The 16,910-nt window shown below is 35.6% G+C and carries 13 protein-coding genes; 10 read left to right on the top strand and 3 right to left on the bottom strand.

What is annotated here, in order from left to right:
* The first annotated feature begins 11 nt into the window (after positions 1 to 11).
* Genes ACU8DI_RS06050 through ACU8DI_RS06040 form a run of 3 tightly spaced genes read left to right on the top strand, consistent with a single transcriptional unit; the run spans position 12 to position 2,811 of the window.
* The gene (locus tag ACU8DI_RS06050) at positions 12 to 1,157 is read left to right on the top strand and encodes a glycosyltransferase family 4 protein (protein ID WP_447111860.1); all 1,146 of its coding nucleotides are present in this window, start codon (positions 12 to 14) and stop codon (positions 1,155 to 1,157) included.
* Positions 1,157 to 1,783 carry a sugar transferase gene (locus tag ACU8DI_RS06045; protein WP_447111859.1) on the top strand — a complete coding sequence of 209 codons (627 nt, stop codon included), beginning with the start codon at positions 1,157 to 1,159 and terminating at the stop codon, positions 1,781 to 1,783. The genes ACU8DI_RS06050 and ACU8DI_RS06045 overlap by 1 nt, the downstream gene beginning before the upstream one ends.
* Entirely contained in the window at positions 1,783 to 2,811 is a 1,029-nt protein-coding gene (locus tag ACU8DI_RS06040) for an ATP-grasp domain-containing protein (RefSeq protein WP_447111858.1), read from the top strand. The genes ACU8DI_RS06045 and ACU8DI_RS06040 overlap by 1 nt, the downstream gene beginning before the upstream one ends.
* Here ACU8DI_RS06040 and ACU8DI_RS06035 read toward each other — a convergent pair.
* On the bottom strand, positions 2,801 to 4,048 hold the full coding sequence (locus tag ACU8DI_RS06035; RefSeq protein ID WP_447111857.1) for a GNAT family N-acetyltransferase: 1,248 nt from the start codon (positions 4,046 to 4,048) through the stop codon (positions 2,801 to 2,803). The genes ACU8DI_RS06040 and ACU8DI_RS06035 overlap by 11 nt on opposite strands.
* Positions 4,049 to 4,424: 376 nt before the next feature.
* Between ACU8DI_RS06035 and ACU8DI_RS06030 the strand changes: the two genes are divergently transcribed.
* Genes ACU8DI_RS06030 through ACU8DI_RS06015 form a run of 4 tightly spaced genes read left to right on the top strand, consistent with a single transcriptional unit; the run spans position 4,425 to position 10,629 of the window.
* Positions 4,425 to 5,549: a DegT/DnrJ/EryC1/StrS family aminotransferase gene (locus tag ACU8DI_RS06030; protein ID WP_447111856.1), complete on the top strand. Its 1,125-nt coding sequence runs from the start codon at positions 4,425 to 4,427 to the stop codon at positions 5,547 to 5,549.
* Positions 5,546 to 7,438: a polysaccharide biosynthesis protein gene (locus ACU8DI_RS06025; protein WP_447111855.1), complete on the top strand. Its 1,893-nt coding sequence runs from the start codon at positions 5,546 to 5,548 to the stop codon at positions 7,436 to 7,438. The genes ACU8DI_RS06030 and ACU8DI_RS06025 overlap by 4 nt, the downstream gene beginning before the upstream one ends.
* A 21-nt stretch (positions 7,439 to 7,459) precedes the next feature.
* Complete coding sequence (locus ACU8DI_RS06020) at positions 7,460 to 8,257, top strand: polysaccharide biosynthesis/export family protein (protein ID WP_447111854.1); 798 nt, start codon at positions 7,460 to 7,462, stop codon at positions 8,255 to 8,257.
* A gap of 17 nt (positions 8,258 to 8,274) precedes the next feature.
* Entirely contained in the window at positions 8,275 to 10,629 is a 2,355-nt protein-coding gene (locus ACU8DI_RS06015; RefSeq protein WP_447111853.1) for a GumC family protein, read from the top strand.
* A 38-nt stretch (positions 10,630 to 10,667) separates the two neighbouring features.
* On the opposite strand, the gene ACU8DI_RS06010 is transcribed toward ACU8DI_RS06015, so the two are convergent.
* A complete protein-coding gene (locus tag ACU8DI_RS06010) occupies positions 10,668 to 11,840 on the bottom strand; it encodes a proline dehydrogenase family protein (RefSeq protein ID WP_447111852.1) in 1,173 nt (390 codons plus the stop codon).
* 83 nt (positions 11,841 to 11,923) lie between these two features.
* Between ACU8DI_RS06010 and aroB the strand changes: the two genes are divergently transcribed.
* The 3 genes from aroB to ACU8DI_RS05995 all read left to right on the top strand — a co-directional run bounded on the left by aroB (position 11,924) and on the right by ACU8DI_RS05995 (position 16,381).
* Positions 11,924 to 13,000 (top strand): 3-dehydroquinate synthase, encoded by a 1,077-nt coding sequence (gene aroB, locus ACU8DI_RS06005; RefSeq protein WP_447111851.1) that lies wholly within the window; start codon positions 11,924 to 11,926, stop codon positions 12,998 to 13,000.
* 490 nt (positions 13,001 to 13,490) lie between these two features.
* The gene (locus ACU8DI_RS06000) at positions 13,491 to 15,803 is read left to right on the top strand and encodes a DNA topoisomerase 3 (protein WP_447111850.1); all 2,313 of its coding nucleotides are present in this window, start codon (positions 13,491 to 13,493) and stop codon (positions 15,801 to 15,803) included.
* A gap of 2 nt (positions 15,804 to 15,805) precedes the next feature.
* Entirely contained in the window at positions 15,806 to 16,381 is a 576-nt protein-coding gene (locus tag ACU8DI_RS05995; RefSeq protein WP_447111849.1) for a pseudouridine synthase, read from the top strand.
* Between the two features lie 6 nt (positions 16,382 to 16,387).
* Here the strand turns inward: ACU8DI_RS05995 and ACU8DI_RS05990 are convergent, their stop codons facing one another.
* Positions 16,388 to 16,846 (bottom strand): cold-shock protein, encoded by a 459-nt coding sequence (locus ACU8DI_RS05990; protein WP_447111848.1) that lies wholly within the window; start codon positions 16,844 to 16,846, stop codon positions 16,388 to 16,390.
* Positions 16,847 to 16,910: the final 64 nt, after the last annotated feature.

The raw sequence follows: 16,910 nt of genomic DNA, 5'->3' as shown, positions 1-16,910 counted from the left end.
TTTGAAGTGTCATGAAAAAACTCATTCGTATCACTACTGTTCCATCCTCTCTAAGAACCCTCTTGAAAGGACAACACCGTTTTATGAAGTCACATTATGAAGTGATTGGTGTTTCTAGTGAAGGTGACGCTTTAAGAGAAGTTAGAGAAAATGAAGGGATCCAGACGCATGTTGTTGAAATGACCCGAACCATTACACCTTTAAAAGATTTAAAAGCGACATATCAGCTCTATAAATTTTTCAAAAAAGAGCAACCTTTTATTGTTCATACACATACACCAAAAGCAGGAACTGTGGGTATGCTGGCTGCCAAACTTGCCAGAGTACCACATCGCTTGCATACCATTGCTGGCTTGCCGTTGCTAGAAGCAACTGGCTTTAAAAGAAAGCTATTGGATGCTGTTGAAACTTTTACGTATGCATGTGCCACACAAATTTTACCTAATTCCTTCGGACTTGAAAACATCATCATTGAAAACAATTATACCAAAGCCTCAAAACTGAAAGTTATAGGAAAAGGAAGCTCCAATGGCATTGATACTTCACACTACGACAAAAACTTAGTCGCTTTAGACAAGCGACATGATTTAAAAACAGCCTTAGGCATTTCGGAAACTGATGTCGTTTTTATTTTTATAGGTCGCATTGTAAGAGATAAAGGTATTAATGAGCTTGTAGACGCTTTTAATACGCTTTCAGAAAGATACAAACAAACAAAACTTATTTTGGTTGGACCAAGAGAGAATCATTTAGACCCGTTGTTGCCAATTACAGAAAAACGGATCACATCTAACAATCAAATTTTAGCTGTTGGTATGCAAAAAGACATAAGACCTTATGTCGCCATTTCCGATGTGCTAACATTTCCTAGCTATAGAGAAGGTTTTCCTAATGTGGTATTACAAGCCAGCTGTATGGAGTTACCTTGTATCGTCTCTAATATTAATGGCTGTAATGAAATCATAGAAGATCAAAAGAACGGATTAATTATTCCTGTAAAAAGTGTTGAAGCTTTAGTAAACGCTATGACTTTCATGATAGAGCAACCTGAGAAACGTTTAGCTATGATCGCACATACCAGATCTCGAATTGTAGAGCGCTATCAGCAGGAGTATGTTTGGAATGAATTATTGAAAAACTATAAAAGTTTAGAATAATGGGACTCTACAAAAACTATATAAAACGTTTTTTGGATATTTTAGCCGCAAGTATTGGCTTTCTGTTATTGTTTCCAGTTTTTGCCTTGACTTGGCTGGTACTGCTTTTCAAGAATCATGGTAAAGCGTTCTTTTATCAGGAAAGACCAGGCAAAAATGAACGCATCTTTAAAATCATCAAGTTCAAAACGATGAATGACAAGACCGATGCCAATGGCTCGTTATTGCCACCTTCAGAGCGACTCACTAAAGCTGGTATTTTTGTGAGGAAATATTCATTGGATGAAATCCCACAATTATTAAATGTTATTAAAGGCGATATGAGTTTGATTGGACCTCGACCTTTATTAATAAGATATTTACCACGATACAATGACTTCCAAAAACAACGACATCTTATAAAACCGGGAATTACTGGCTGGGCTCAGGTAAACGGTAGAAATGCGATTAGTTGGGAACAAAAATTTGAATATGATGTTTGGTATGTTCATAATGTATCCTTAGGATTAGATTTAAAAATCCTATTTTTAACCCTCTATAAAGTGCTAAAAAAAGATGGCATTTATAGTGTTGAAAATGATATTGTTCCAGATTTTACGGGAACTGAACCAAAGCAAAAACAATAATGGCGATAAATATTCTCTTTACTTGTGCAGGACGACGCAACTATCTCATTAATTATTTTAAGGAAGCCATAGCTGGTCAAGGAAAAATTTTTGCTGCAGACATGAATCTCACAGCACCAGCAATGGTGGATGCCGATGTCGCCATCTTAGTTCCGAGCATTTATAGTGATAATTATATAGATGAACTCAAGAAAATTATTATTGAACATCGTATTTCTGCGGTTATTTCATTGAATGACCTAGAATTACCAATCCTTTCCAAAAATAAAAAAGCATTGGAAGCCACTGGTGCTCAAATCTTGATCTCCAGTGAAAAAGTTATTGAAATTGGCTTTGATAAGATGGCAACCTTTCATTTTATTAATGCTATTGGACTCAAGACACCGAAGACCTTCACCTCCATTCATGCCGTAAAACAAGCTTTAGCTGAAGGACATCTTAGTTTTCCTTTAGTGGTTAAACCACGTTGGGGAAGCGCGTCTATTGGGATTGATTTCCCTGAAACACTTGAGGAGTTAGAACTCGCCTTCAAACTTCAACAGTTAAAATTGAAACGTTCCATTTTAAATACAGCCAGTGCGCAAGATTTTGACAATGCGATTCTTATTCAAGAGAAAATGAATGGGAAAGAATTTGGAATGGATATCGTCAATGATTTTGAAGGTCGGTATTATGGCACTTTTGTAAGAGAAAAAGTAAATATGCGATCGGGTGAAACAGACAAAGCCATGTCGGTTATTGATGAAAAGTTTGAGCGTATTGGCAAGCAAATTGCTGAAAACCTTAAACATATTGGAAGTCTGGATTGTGATATTTTTGTGGCCAATGACGAACTTTATGTATTAGAGCTAAATCCAAGATTTGGAGGCGGTTACCCTTTCTCACATGAAGCAGGAATTAACACAGCAGCCATCTATATTGAATGGTTAAAAGGTGAGACAAATACTGTAGATCAATTCAATAATTACAAATCAGGGTTATTATTTTCAAAATGTGATCGCATGCTAGAAATTAAACCTAAGGCTTAAACGTAATTTGCTGCGATTTTTTACTACCCGAAATAATATAAGTGTGCTGTTCCTTATGTTTAAAAACCTTAATTTTCGAGATAGGTTCAGGATTGGCAAATAAAAACGTGTAAACATACATTGGTGAAAAATAATCAGCAGACGCCTTATAATCAATTGATTCGTAAAGGGTTTTATCAAATTCTTTTATGTAGGTCACATCAAAATCAACCTTGTCATGACTTGTATGCTGATGATCTTGTCCAGACAATAGGTATTTCATTTTTCTGTAGAATTCATTGACATGCTTTTTTCTCAAAAACAACTTTAACTTATAATAAGCAATCACAATATGTGCCCTAAAGCACGCTATTAAAGATTTTGAGTCATAAAGCACGTGATAATTAAAATCATAAATTGTATTCGCCCACTTATGTTTGTAGTCAAAATCACCTTTTGAAAAATCAGAGATTCTATAATTGTTATCGAAACACCATTCTAAAAGCTTGATGATGGATGTTTTTCCAATACTAAACTTATAATAATCAGGGTCAAAGACTGTAATCGTCTCAAAGAGAACCGTTTCAGAATGAAAATTTAATGTAATACCAATTGGAACATCTGACTGACTAATGATGAGCAGAGACGCTTTTTTCTCTTTCAGCATTTCGAACACCAACTCATGGTAATAATTCCATTTTTGCGGACTTAAATGATGGTAATTGGTTTGTTTTTCATCAAAACGGTCAATTAATAAATCATGAAACTGCTGGAAAACCTTATCAAATTTTTCTTTGGAAATCGCCTCATGAATAAACTCGTAAGAAACATCAAAACAAGTTTCTAAGCGTCGTTGATTAGACCGAAACTCTCTCCTATTCTTCGAACTAAACTGGGCATTAATATAATCTTCATGAGAGGCATACTCTGAGATATCCATTAAAAACCCTTGGTATTGAAAAATTTTTTTGAGTTTTAGACCTGTATGTTTTGGCGGATTGAAATCCTTTACATTAAAGTAGGTCGGTACGTCATATATTAAAAACGTCTTCCCTTTGTAATCTTCAGCATCATAATTCAATTCATAACTGATTCCTTTTGTTAAATTTTTACCAGTATTAATGTAAACTCCTGATCTAGCATCTTTGAAAAATGTTACTTGTTGTATAAAGTCAAAAGCAAATAGCGCGTTGTTATGATTAAAATGTTTTGACCAAATGCTTTCAAATGTTGAAGATGTAAAAGGGTTTTGAGTCATAATCTCAATTGAAAAAACAAGTTTTGATTATCAGCAAATGTAAGATTTTGAAACTTTTTTTCAGCTGTTTTTGAGTCAAAACATTCAACTAAAACCTTAAGCAGGCCATAAAATGCATGTCATAGCAGTAATAGTCATTCATCCGAAGTATTTATCGTGGTTTGAAAAACATAGAAATAATGGTAATATGGTCTAGAATTCATTATATATCGTAAAAACCTGCTATTTATCGTTATAATTTGAAGGACTAAGTATTAATAATAATATTTACCCTGAGTAAATTATGATTAATTGTTCATTAAGAATAGTATATTCGAACCCAAATCCCTCACTAGACAATAATATTGAATAGTATAACTTGCTTAACAAATTGATTATGGAATCAAAAATTTGGTTGTCATCTCCACATATGTGTGGAAAAGAACAATCGTTTGTTAATACTGCTTTTGAGACTAATTGGATTGCGCCATTGGGACCACACGTGACTGGTTTTGAAAATGACATTCAATCATATCTCAAAGGAAATTCGCATGTTGCTGCCTTAAGTTCTGGTACAGCAGCTATTCATTTAGCACTTATTTTGTTGGGCGTTACTCAAGGTGATGAAGTTATATGTCAGAGTAAAACATTTTCAGCTTCTGCAAATCCCATTGTTTATCAAGGTGCAACTCCAGTGTTCGTAGACAGTGAAACTGAAACTTGGAACATGTGTCCTGAACAATTGGAAATCGCTATAAAAGAGCGCATACAAAAAGGGAAAAAACCTAAGGCTATTATTGCAGTTCATTTATATGGCATGCCCTATAAAGTTGATGAGATTCAAAAAATTGCTCATACCTACGGAATTCCTGTTCTGGAAGATAGTGCAGAATCTTTAGGAAGTACTTATAATGGAGCGCATTGCGGAACCTTTGGAGATATCGCTATACTGTCGTTTAATGGAAATAAAATCATCACCACTTCAGGAGGAGGTGCTTTAGTTACAAACGATATAAACATAAAGGAAAAAGCGGTGTATCTAGCTACCCAAGCCAGAGAACCACATCCAGCTTATTTGCATGAAAATATTGGTTATAATTATCGATTGTCTAATGTTTTAGCTGGAATTGGCAGAGGGCAAATGACAATTCTCGATGAACGTGTTTCCCAAAGAAGAGCAAATTATGACTATTATAAAAGTAGTTTTAAAGATATCGATGAACTTGTTTTTAAAGAGGAACCTAAAGGTTGTTTTTCTAATCGCTGGCTCACTTGTATCTTAACACCTTCAAAAGCTATTAGAGAAGGCATTAGAGTGAGTTTAGAAGCATTGAACATTGAAACTAGACCACTTTGGAAACCGATGCATCAGCAGCCTGTTTTTAAAGATGCTCCTCATTATCTCAATGGCGTATCTGATGAGTTATTTGAAAAAGGCTTATGTTTGCCTAGCGGTTCCAACTTAACTGAAAATGAATTAAATAGAGTGACATCTGCAATAAAAACGTATTTTAGAGCATGATTAAAGATCTACTGCAAAATATTTCACATAAATATGCCTCCAAATGGTTGGTGATGCTTTTCGATTTAATGATCGTAGCATTGACCTTCGTTGCGGCTTATATCATACGCTTCAATTTCCAAATGGATTTTGATTTTGTAGTGATGTTTAAGCAAATACCATTTGTTTTTTTAGCAGCACTCATAAGTTTTTTATTGGTTGGGTCACACAAAGGCGTGGTGCGATTCACTGGTTTTAAGGATGTCGTCAACATTATCATTGGTGTTAATATTCTAGCCACAACGCTCATTATATCCACATTTTTTAGCAGACGATTCAATTATGAAAGCATATTCAACATATCCGGATCCATCATATACATCCATTTACTATTAAATATTTTATTCTTAGTTGGTTTCAAGCTTTTTATCAAATCGATGTATAACAAGCTGATGCAGGATTTCAAAACGGTGAAACGTATTTTGATATTTGGTGCAGGTAATTCGGGCATGATCACGTATGATGCCATTACCAACGATCCAAAGAGTAATCATCAGATTATAGGTTTTATTGATGATAACGAGCGAAAAATTGGAAAAAAAATAAACACATTAACCGTTTATAGTCTTGACAAAATCACGCCTAGATTTATAGATAAGTACGGTGTTGAAGAAGTGATTATTTCCATACAGAATATAGAATCTGCTCGGTTACTTCAAATTTCCGGACAATTATTCGAATTAGGTCTTAAGGTAAAAATTGTGCCACCTGTTCAAAATTGGATTGACGGTGATTTGAGTGTTGGTCAAATCAAAGAAGTTAATATTGAAGATCTTCTTGGCCGTGATCCTATTTCAATTACCAATCCAGCTTTAATTGATGAATATGAAAATCAAATCATTTTAATTACAGGTGCAGCTGGTTCCATTGGTAGTGAAATTGCCCGAAAAGCAGCCAATTATGATTTTAAGAAACTCATCCTTTTAGATACTGCCGAATCACCGCTGTACGATTTACAACAAGAGTTTGTTCAAAAAGGTATAAAAAACTTTACAGCGATTGTGGCCGATGTTCGTGATTTCAGAAGAATGGAACAGTTGTTCCAATTACACAAACCTAAGATTGTATTTCATGCAGCAGCGTATAAGCATGTACCACTTATGGAAAACAATCCATATGAAGCGGTGAGCGTAAATATTGGTGGAACAAGACACATGGCGAGTTTGTCTGTAAAGCATGGTGTCAATAAATTTGTTCTAATTTCAACAGATAAAGCCGTCAACCCAACAAATGTCATGGGTGCAACAAAAAGAATTGCTGAACTCTATGTAAATTGCTTGCAAGGAAAAGGTAATACCAAATTCATTACGACGCGTTTTGGTAATGTCTTGGGATCTAATGGCTCGGTAATACCATTATTTAAAAGACAAATCGAAAATGGCGGACCGCTCACAGTGACTCATAAAGACATTACGCGTTATTTTATGACCATTTCCGAAGCATGTCAGCTTGTCTTAGAAGCTGCTACAATGGGTAATGGTGGTGAAATTTTCGTTTTTGATATGGGCGAATCTGTAAAAATTTACGATTTGGCGAAAAACATGATCATCCTGTCGGGATTGAGGTATCCAGAAGATATCGACATCAAAATCACCGGATTGCGACCTGGAGAAAAAATTTATGAAGAATTATTAGCAGACGGGGAAAATACCAGACCAACCTATCATGAAAAAATCATGATAGCGAGAACAAAATCTATTGATATCCTTACCATTAGTGATAAAATTTCAAATTTGTGTATGGTGAATTCTAAATCACAAAATCTTGAAATCGTATCCTTAATCAAGGATATTATTCCAGAATATATCTCAAACAATTCTAAGTACGAAGTACTGGATTCTAAAAAATAAACTTAACCCAATCAATTTATTATGCATACACCTATAAATTTCTCTAAACTTTCAATGCTATTATTGACATTGGTGATGTTGTCTTCTTGTGCCTCAAGAAAAGATCTTGTCTATTTCCAAGATGAGCCTATCGCAGATCAGAGTTTAAGTGAATTGGATAACAATTACGAAATCATATACAAACCCAATGACATCTTAACCATTGACGTTTCAGCTGAAGTGGCCGAATCTGTAGCCGCTTTTAACTTGCCATTGGTAGCCTACGATACCTCTGGTGGTGTCACGACTCAAACCAATGTGCTCAGACAAACCTATTTAATAGATCCTAAAGGAAATATTGAATTCCCAGTTTTAGGAACAGTTAAAATGGCTGGTTTAACAAGAGTTGAAGCCACAAATATGCTCAAAGAGCGTATTGGAGAGTATGTCAAAGAATTTATCGTGAATATTCGTTTGGTGAATTTCACAATTACGGTTTTAGGTGAAGTGAACCGACCAGGAGCCTATACGGTTCAAGATGAACGTATTTCTCTAACAGAAGCACTCGGATTGGCAGGTGATTTAACCATCTATGGCAAAAGAGATAATATCTTTTTAATTCGTGAAGTGGATGGCAAGAAAAAATATGCCAAGTTCGATTTAACATCCATTAATGTTGTGAATTCTCCAGTGTATTATTTAAGTCAGAACGACGTTGTTTATGTAGAGCCAAACAAAGCGAGAATCCGAACATCATCTTATAATCCTAACAACGGCATTTTGATTGCAGCGATATCTACACTTTCTACGATTGCAGCCATTTTTATTGTCCGAAATTAAATAGATAAAATTCCATTATGTCTCAAAAATCACTTACAAATAAAGAGAACATTATCAATGTGGTTGAACTTTACTTATCGAAGTGGAAGCTCATTTTGGTTTGTTTACTCATTGCATTGGCAGCTGCTTTTTTGAAGATCCGATACAGCACATTTTTGTATCAAGCAAATGCCACTATCAAACTTAAGGAAGATGAAAACTCGAGAAGCTTATCAGAAATATCGAATCTTCAAAATGGCGTTTTTGCAAGCAATCTTCCTAATGTGACCGATGAAATTGAAGTCATAAAATCAAGGTCGATTATTTCGGATGTGGTGAGAGACCTCAAGTTGAATATCACATATTTTGTCAATGGAAAAGTAAAACAGGAAGAAACCTATTCCACACCACCCGTAAATATTAATTTTTTTATGAGTGACTCTGTGGTGGAAAACATCAACAAGTCATTATTTATAAAGATTATCTCAGCCCAACAATTTGAGCTATCTAATAAAAATACCAATAAGCTGTTAACTTTCGACAGTGACGATTCTACCCTCCACAGTTTTGGAGATAAGGTTGAAGCACCATTCGGTGATTTTGTACTGACTCCTAACATCGGAACTTATGGTTCTGATGAAGGTTCTTATATCGAAATACGTATCAGACCGCTCCACTCTATTGTGGAACATTACCTTTCAGAAATAAAGGTAAGTACAACCAAGAATTCAAACGTTATCAATCTGTCACTTAAAGAGAGTATCAAAGAAAAAGCCCGATTGATTCTCGATAAACTCATAGAAAAGTACAATCAAGACGTTATTAATGACAAAGAATTGATTGTGAAAACAACCTCTGATTTCATCACAAATCGGTTAAACGTGGTTTCTAATGAATTGGAACAGGTCGATTTTACCGCTGAAAAACTTCAAAAGGATAATCGTCTAACAGCATTATCCGCTCAATCCAATATTTTCTTAGAAAGTGAGCGTCAAACAGATGCTAAAATAAACCAAACGAGTAATCAATTGCAATTGGTAGAATTCATGACCGAACGTTTGAATGATGACACCGTAGAAACAGATTTGTTACCTGCAGATATTGGCATTGCAGATAGCGATGTGGCACAAATTACCAAAAGCCATAATGAATTGGTACTTCAACGTGATCGGATACTGAAAAATTCTAGTGAAAAGAATCCGACAGTCGTGAAATTAAATGACCAGATCAATGCTTTAAAAAAGAACCTAGACCAAAGTTTACAAAACATTAAATCTGCTAATGAGATTACTTTAAGAAACTTAAACCGAGAAGATTCTCGTATTCGCGGACAAATTTATTCTGCACCTGGAAAAGAGCGTCAATTTAGAGATATCAAACGTCAGCAAGACATCAAGGAGTCCTTGTACTTGTATTTACTAGAAAAACGAGAAGAGTCAGCCATCACTTTAGGAATGTCTACGGCTAATGCTAAAGTGATTGATTATGCTTACACCAATGATGATCCTGTGTCTCCAAAGAAACGCGTTATCTATCTTGCGGCTCTACTATTAGGACTTTTTGTACCCGTTTCTTATATCTACGCCAAAGATGTCATGGACACCAAAGTACATACCAAAGAAGATGTTTTGAGATTGATCAAAGCACCTTTTATTGGCGATATTCCAAAATCTGATGTGAAAGAGAAATTGGTGAAAAAAGTGGATTATTCTCCAAAAGCTGAGGCGTTTAGAATTATCAGAACCAACGTGAATTTCATGCTGCAACATGCAGATAAGCCCTGTAAAACGATATTTGTGACTTCTACTACTGCGCAAGAGGGTAAGTCTCATACAACTACCAACTTGGCATGCTCTTTTTCATTTTCTGAAAAGAAAGTACTACTGATCGAAACGGATATTCGTGTGCCTAGGGTAAATGATTATTTAAAGATTAAATCCAAAAAGGGACTCACTGAATTCATTTCAGATAAAAGTCTGACGATCGAAGATGTCATTATTCCTGCAAATGATAATCCATTTTTAGATGTAATTCCTTCTGGGACAATTCCTCCTAATCCAGCAGAACTCCTAATGAGCGATCGTGTTAACTTGCTTTTTGAACAAGTGAAGAAAAAGTATGATTATATCATTGTTGATACTGCGGCCGTTGGACTCGTCACAGACACACTTCTAATAAGTGAACATGCCGATATCTTTATTTATGTGGTAAGCGCTAACAATATTGACAAACGTCAATTACATATTGCGCAAACCATGTATGAAGAGAAACGATTACCGAACATGGTCACGTTATTAAATGGTTCTACGAAAAGAAAAGGTTATGGCTATGGTTATGGCTACGGCAATAATCCGCTTCGAAAACGTAAATGGTATCAATTCAAACGCAATTAATACATTAAAAAATCCACGAGTATTTTCGTGGATTTTTTTTATAATTTTCTACGTTGTTTTTCTTGTTTTAGTAAATTGAGTTCGCGGCTTGTTTGTCCGGCAACCGACGTGTTTTCTTCTGCACGTCTAATAAGATAAGGCATCACATCTTTTACTGGGCCGAATGGCACATATTTGGCCACATTATAACCTTCTGCAGCTAAGTTAAAGCTGATGTGGTCACTCATACCATATAATTGACCAAACCAAACGTTGTTATCTTTTTTGTCGATACCCATCTCTTCCATGAGCTCCATAGCGATATAGCAACTATGTTCATTATGCGTTCCAATAAAAACAGAGATACTATCTAAATGTTTGAGCATGTAAGTCATACAAGTATTAAAGTTCTCATCGGTTGCTTGTTTATTTTCACAAATAGGCGATTGATACCCTTTATCCTCTGCTCTATCGCGCTCCTTTTCCATATAAGCACCTCGCACAATTTTCATTCCTATTTTAAAGTGCGCTTCTTTAGCTCTTTGGTGTAGTGATTTCAAATAGTCAAAACGGTCCCAGCGATATGTTTGCAAGGTATTATAAACAATAGGTTTGTCGGTGTTGTATTTCCGCATCATATCCTCACATAGCGCATCCGCAGCATCTTGCATCCAACTTTCCTCAGCATCAATCAAAACTTCAACATCTTTTTCTTTAGCCAACTTACAAACAGCATCAAAACGACCTACGATACGGTCCCACTCTTGTTGCTCTGCAACGGTAAATTCCTTGCCTTCACCTTTTTTCTGATATAAATAAAACCTACCAAATCCTGTTGGTTTAAAAACAACTATAGGCATGGCCTCTTTTTCGTCGGCAAACCTTATAATTTTTAATATTTTATCTCGAGCTTCATCAAAGGTACTTTCTTGTTCTTTTCCCTCAACAGAATAGTCCAATACAGAACTCACACCCTTGGTAAACATTTTATCAATAACAGGCAAGCAATCATCTTCATTGACACCACCACAAAAATGATCGAACACGGTCGATCTAATCAAACCTTCAACTGGTAAGTTGGCCTTTAAGGCAAAATTTGTTGCAGCCGTACCTATCCTAACCAATGGTTGATGAGATATCATCTTAAACAGGAAATAAGCACGCTCTAGTTGAGAATCGTTTTTTATAGCAAAGGCGACTTCAGTATTGTCAAAAAGCGTTTTTGTATTCATTTGTTAAAAATATGTAACAAAAATAATTATTCGCTTGCGATTTTTTTAGTAAAAGTCCCTAATTTTCCACTTTATTTAAATGCATGAATTCCATACAAGCTAAAACGTACACTATACACTTTAACGCACAAGCCTATAAGGCCTTAAACGCCTATATTTTAGATCATAATTTCTCGAAAATCTTCATACTTGTCGACAGTAATACCCATCAATATTGTCTGTCAAAATTTATGTCACAATTAGAAACAACGTTATCAATTGAAATCATTGAAATTGAAGCAGGTGAAGCACATAAAACGATAGATACCTGTGTTGGTGTTTGGAATGCCCTTTCTGAACTTGGTGCAGATCGCAAAAGCTTATTATTGAATCTTGGTGGTGGCGTCGTTACAGATTTAGGTGGCTTCGTTGCTTGTACCTTCAAACGTGGCATTAATTACATCAACATTCCTACCTCTCTTTTAGCGATGGTTGATGCATCTGTAGGTGGCAAAACTGGCGTAGATTTGGGTACGCTTAAAAATCAAGTTGGTGTTATTAGTTCAGGTGATATGGTGATTATCGACACCTCCTATTTAGAAAGCTTACCTCAAAATCAAATGAAATCAGGTCTAGCTGAAATGTTAAAACACGGACTCATTTCAGATAAACACTATTTTGAACAATTGACGGATTTATCAAAGCTTACAACCGACGACCTTGATCGTTTGATTTATGAGTCCGTTCAAATCAAAAAAGATATTGTGACCAAAGATCCCAATGAGATTGCAGAACGCAAATTCTTGAATTTCGGTCACACCTTGGGTCATGCGATTGAATCCTATTTTCTGAGCGAAGAACATAAAGCTGAATTATTACATGGTGAAGCGATTGCTCTTGGAATGATTTTGGAATGTTTCATATCTATGAAATTGTTAAACTTTCCTCAAGACGATTTAGAAGCCATTACAACAGCTATCAATGCCATCTATCAACCAGTGGTTCTAAGTACCGAAGATTACGAGCCCATCATTGAACTCTTAAAATATGACAAAAAGAACGAACACGGTCATATCAATTTTGTCCTTTTAGAGGCTATAGGGCAACCTAAAGTAAACTGCATCGTACCTAATGCGATTATTTTAGAGAGCTTTGAATATTATAAAAATAGCATGTCTTGAAATTTGAAATTGAGAACGACTATAAAGTTACTATCCTAGGAAAGGAATTCAATAGTGTTCAGTATAAACTACTCTTATTTGGCTATATTTTATTTCTAATGATTCCATGGCCAGTGATCAGTCATTCATATTTTTTTATACCTGTTGGCATTTGCGTGCTCCCTTGTATTCTACCAGATGTTATTTTCAACGAACTATTTAAGAGTAGGAAGCTTTATAGTATGTTACTCTACAGCGGTCTATTTTTACTCACTTTTATTTATACCCAATTTGTTATTGACAGTCCCTTTTTCGTAGATGTTTTGCATTATGTTGTTTATTTCCTGTTCGGATATATCTATTCAAGAGACAAAAATAAGAGAACTTAAATGTGTCGTTGTGCTAACAATTCATAACAAAAACAGTTAATAACTCAGCGTAATTCCGTAGTTAAAAAACAAGGTAATTTATTATTTTGCAGGTCTGTTTTAAATTAAAGGAAAACAATTAAATGAAGGTTTGTATTGCTGAAAAACCGAGTGTCGCTAGAGAAATTGCCCAAGTACTTGGTGCCAAGACAAAGCATGACGGGTATTATGAAGGCAACGGTTATGCAGTAACCTATACATTTGGTCATCTATGCACCTTGTTGGAACCCAATGATTATAAACCTTATTGGAAAAGCTGGGACTTAAACAATCTACCCATGCTGCCAGAGAAATTTAAAACAAAAGTGACCAAGAACTCCGGTGTTGAAAAACAATTCAAAATTATTAAATCTTTATTTGACAAAGCAGACGTTGTTATTAATTGTGGTGATGCTGGACAAGAAGGTGAATTAATTCAACGTTGGGTGATGAGCCAAGCCAACTATAAAGGAAAAGTTCAGCGCCTTTGGATTTCATCTTTGACCACTGAGGCCATCAAAGAAGGTTTCGATAATTTGAAAGATTCTAAAGATTATGACAACCTCTATTATGCGGGATTTTCTCGCGCCATTGGCGATTGGTTATTAGGTATGAACGCCACGCGATTGTATACTGTAAAGCATGGAGGTTATAAGCAAGTGCTCTCAGTTGGGCGTGTACAAACACCTACACTTGCCATGGTCGTTAATAGGTTCAAGGATATTGAAAATTTTAAACCACAACCCTATTGGGAGTTACAAACTTTGTATCGTGATACCCTATTTGCTTATGAGGATGGTCGATTTTTGAATATGAAAGATGGTGAGGTTCTGGCAGAAAAAGTAAAGGCACATGATTTTGAAGTGACGTCCATTACTAAAAAGAAAGGTAAAGACTATGCGCCCAAGCTATTTGATTTAACTGGTTTACAAGTATATTGCAATACGAAATTTGGATTTTCGGCAGATGACACTTTGAAAATAGTTCAAAAACTCTATGAACAAAAAGTGGTGACTTACCCAAGAGTTGATACGACGTTTCTTCCAACAGATATTTACCCTAAAGTACCTGGGATTTTACAAAAACTGACAAATTATTCTGCATTGACCCAGCCACTTCTTGGTAAAAAAATAAAAAAATCGTCAAAAGTATTTAATGACAAAAAAGTAACAGATCATCATGCTATTATCCCGACGGGTGTTCAAATAAATCTTCAGTATAACCAGCAACAGGTATATGATATCATCGTAAAGCGATTCATCGCTGTGTTTTATCCAGATTGTGAAGTTTCTAATACGACGGTTATTGGCAAAGCTGATGATGTTAATTTTAAAACAACGGGCAAAGAAATCCTAAAAGACGGTTGGAAAGTTGTTTTTAAATTTGGAAAAGCAACGACATCTTCGAGTTCAGAAAAAGACACATTACCACAGTTTGTAAAAGGTGAAAAAGGACCGCATGAACCTTCTTTTTTAGAAAAGCAAACCAAACCTCCTAATCAATTTACAGAAGCATCACTGCTACGTGCGATGGAAACGGCAGGCAAGCACGTCGACGACGATGAACTTCGTGACTTGATGAAAGAGAATGGTATCGGGCGACCTTCAACTAGGGCTAATATTATAGAAACCTTGTTCAAACGTCAATACATCAAAAGAAATAAGAAGCAAATTCTTCCTACGGTTACTGGTATTGCACTCATTGATACCATCCGAAATGAACTTTTGAAATCTGCAGAACTCACAGGTATGTGGGAAAAACAACTCAAAGACATTGAAAAAGGCACCTATAGCGCAAGCTTGTTCATCAAAAACATGAAAAAAATGGTAGATGAATTGGTGTATGAAGTTCGTACTGAATCTGAACGAGCCAATATATCGCAAGCTGCTGTTGTAAAGCAACGACAAGCTAATTCTAAGGCCAAAGAAAAAGCTGGTATGACCTCTGAAATATGTCCAAAATGTAAACAAGGGCAATTGATGAAAGGAAAATCAGCATATGGATGTAGTCATTTTAGCAAAGGTTGTGATTTTCGATTACCTTTTAAAGTTCACGGAAAAAAAATATCTGAGAAACAGTTTATAAGATTGTTAAAAAAAGGAAGTACGGTCAACCTCAAAGGCTTTGAATTGGACTCTGGTAAAATCGAAGGTCTATTAAGGTTTGATGATCATTTTAAGCTTGTTTTAGAACCCAAAACTAAAAACTTGAAACCTCCTAGTTCTCAATCAACCGACACTATAATATGTCCGAAATGTCATCAAGGGTCCATCATCAAAGGAAAAAGTGCTTATGGTTGTAGTGCCTACAAATCAGGTTGTGATTTTAAGATGTCATTTGAAATGATTAGAGCCAAAGCAAAAGAGAAAACGCTGACCAGAGAATTGGTATATTCCATCCTTAAAAACCATGTCTAGTTATGACACATCGTCATTTTAAATTATTTAAACCGTATGGTTATCTCAGTCAGTTTGTGAGCAACGCTCGACATGAGAAAAACAAAAAATTCTTAGGAGATCTTTATGAATTTCCAAAAGGCACTATGGCGATTGGCAGATTAGATAAAGACTCTGAAGGCTTGTTACTCTTCACCACCGATGGTAAAGTAAGTAATGAAATTACTGGTTCAAAGATAGAAAAGGAGTATTATGTACAAGTGGACGGAGTGATTGATGATGAAGCGCTCTATAAGCTGCAACATGGCGTAGAAATTTCACATAGAGGCGACAACTATGTCACGATGCCTTGTAGAGCCATTCTATTGGATGATCCACCACAGTTTCCAGAGCGACTAAAGAACATACGTGACCGTCGTCATGGAGAAACATCTTGGATTTCCATAACCATCAATGAAGGTAAATTTCGACAAGTCAGAAAAATGACCGCAAAGGTTGGTTACCCAACACTGCGATTAGTGAGAGTTCGAATAGGTACGATGACATTAGATAATTTAACTATGGGATCAGTACAAGAATTGAATAATTTGCTAGAATAATTGCTATTAAATCAATTTTACACGCACCGCGTTCATTCCGCGATGGCCTTTTTCTAACTCGAATTGCACTTGATCGTTCTCTTGGATCTCATCAAGTAATCCTGTCACATGACAAAAATATTTCTCTTGATCTTCGGTATCAATAATAAAACCGAATCCTTTGGAACTATCAAAAAATGATACTTTACCTTTACGAATGGGATCGAATTCTTCCTCTTCAATATCCTCTTTCTTAGGCACACCCAATACGATGTTTTTCGCTTTTACCTTAATTTTGTCAGCTGGATCAGGCGGTGTATCTGTAAGATTTCCAAACTGATCTACGTAAGCAAAAGGGATACTCTCTCCTCCACTTTCCTCTTTCTCCAATTTACGCGCTTCCATTTTCTTGCGTTTTTCTTCGCGCTTTTTTAAACGTTTTTTTTCTTTTTCACTTTTGCTAAAGGTCTGTTGCGACTTTGCCATTCTTATTCTAAAGGTGTTTTAATTATTTGACACACATTGTGTCAATTCCTGTAAAGGTAACAGT

The sequence above is a fragment of the Psychroserpens sp. BH13MA-6 genome, from assembly GCF_052983595.1.
The sequence above is the reverse complement of the archived record's forward strand: the minus strand, read 5'-3'. Positions and strand labels throughout refer to the sequence as shown.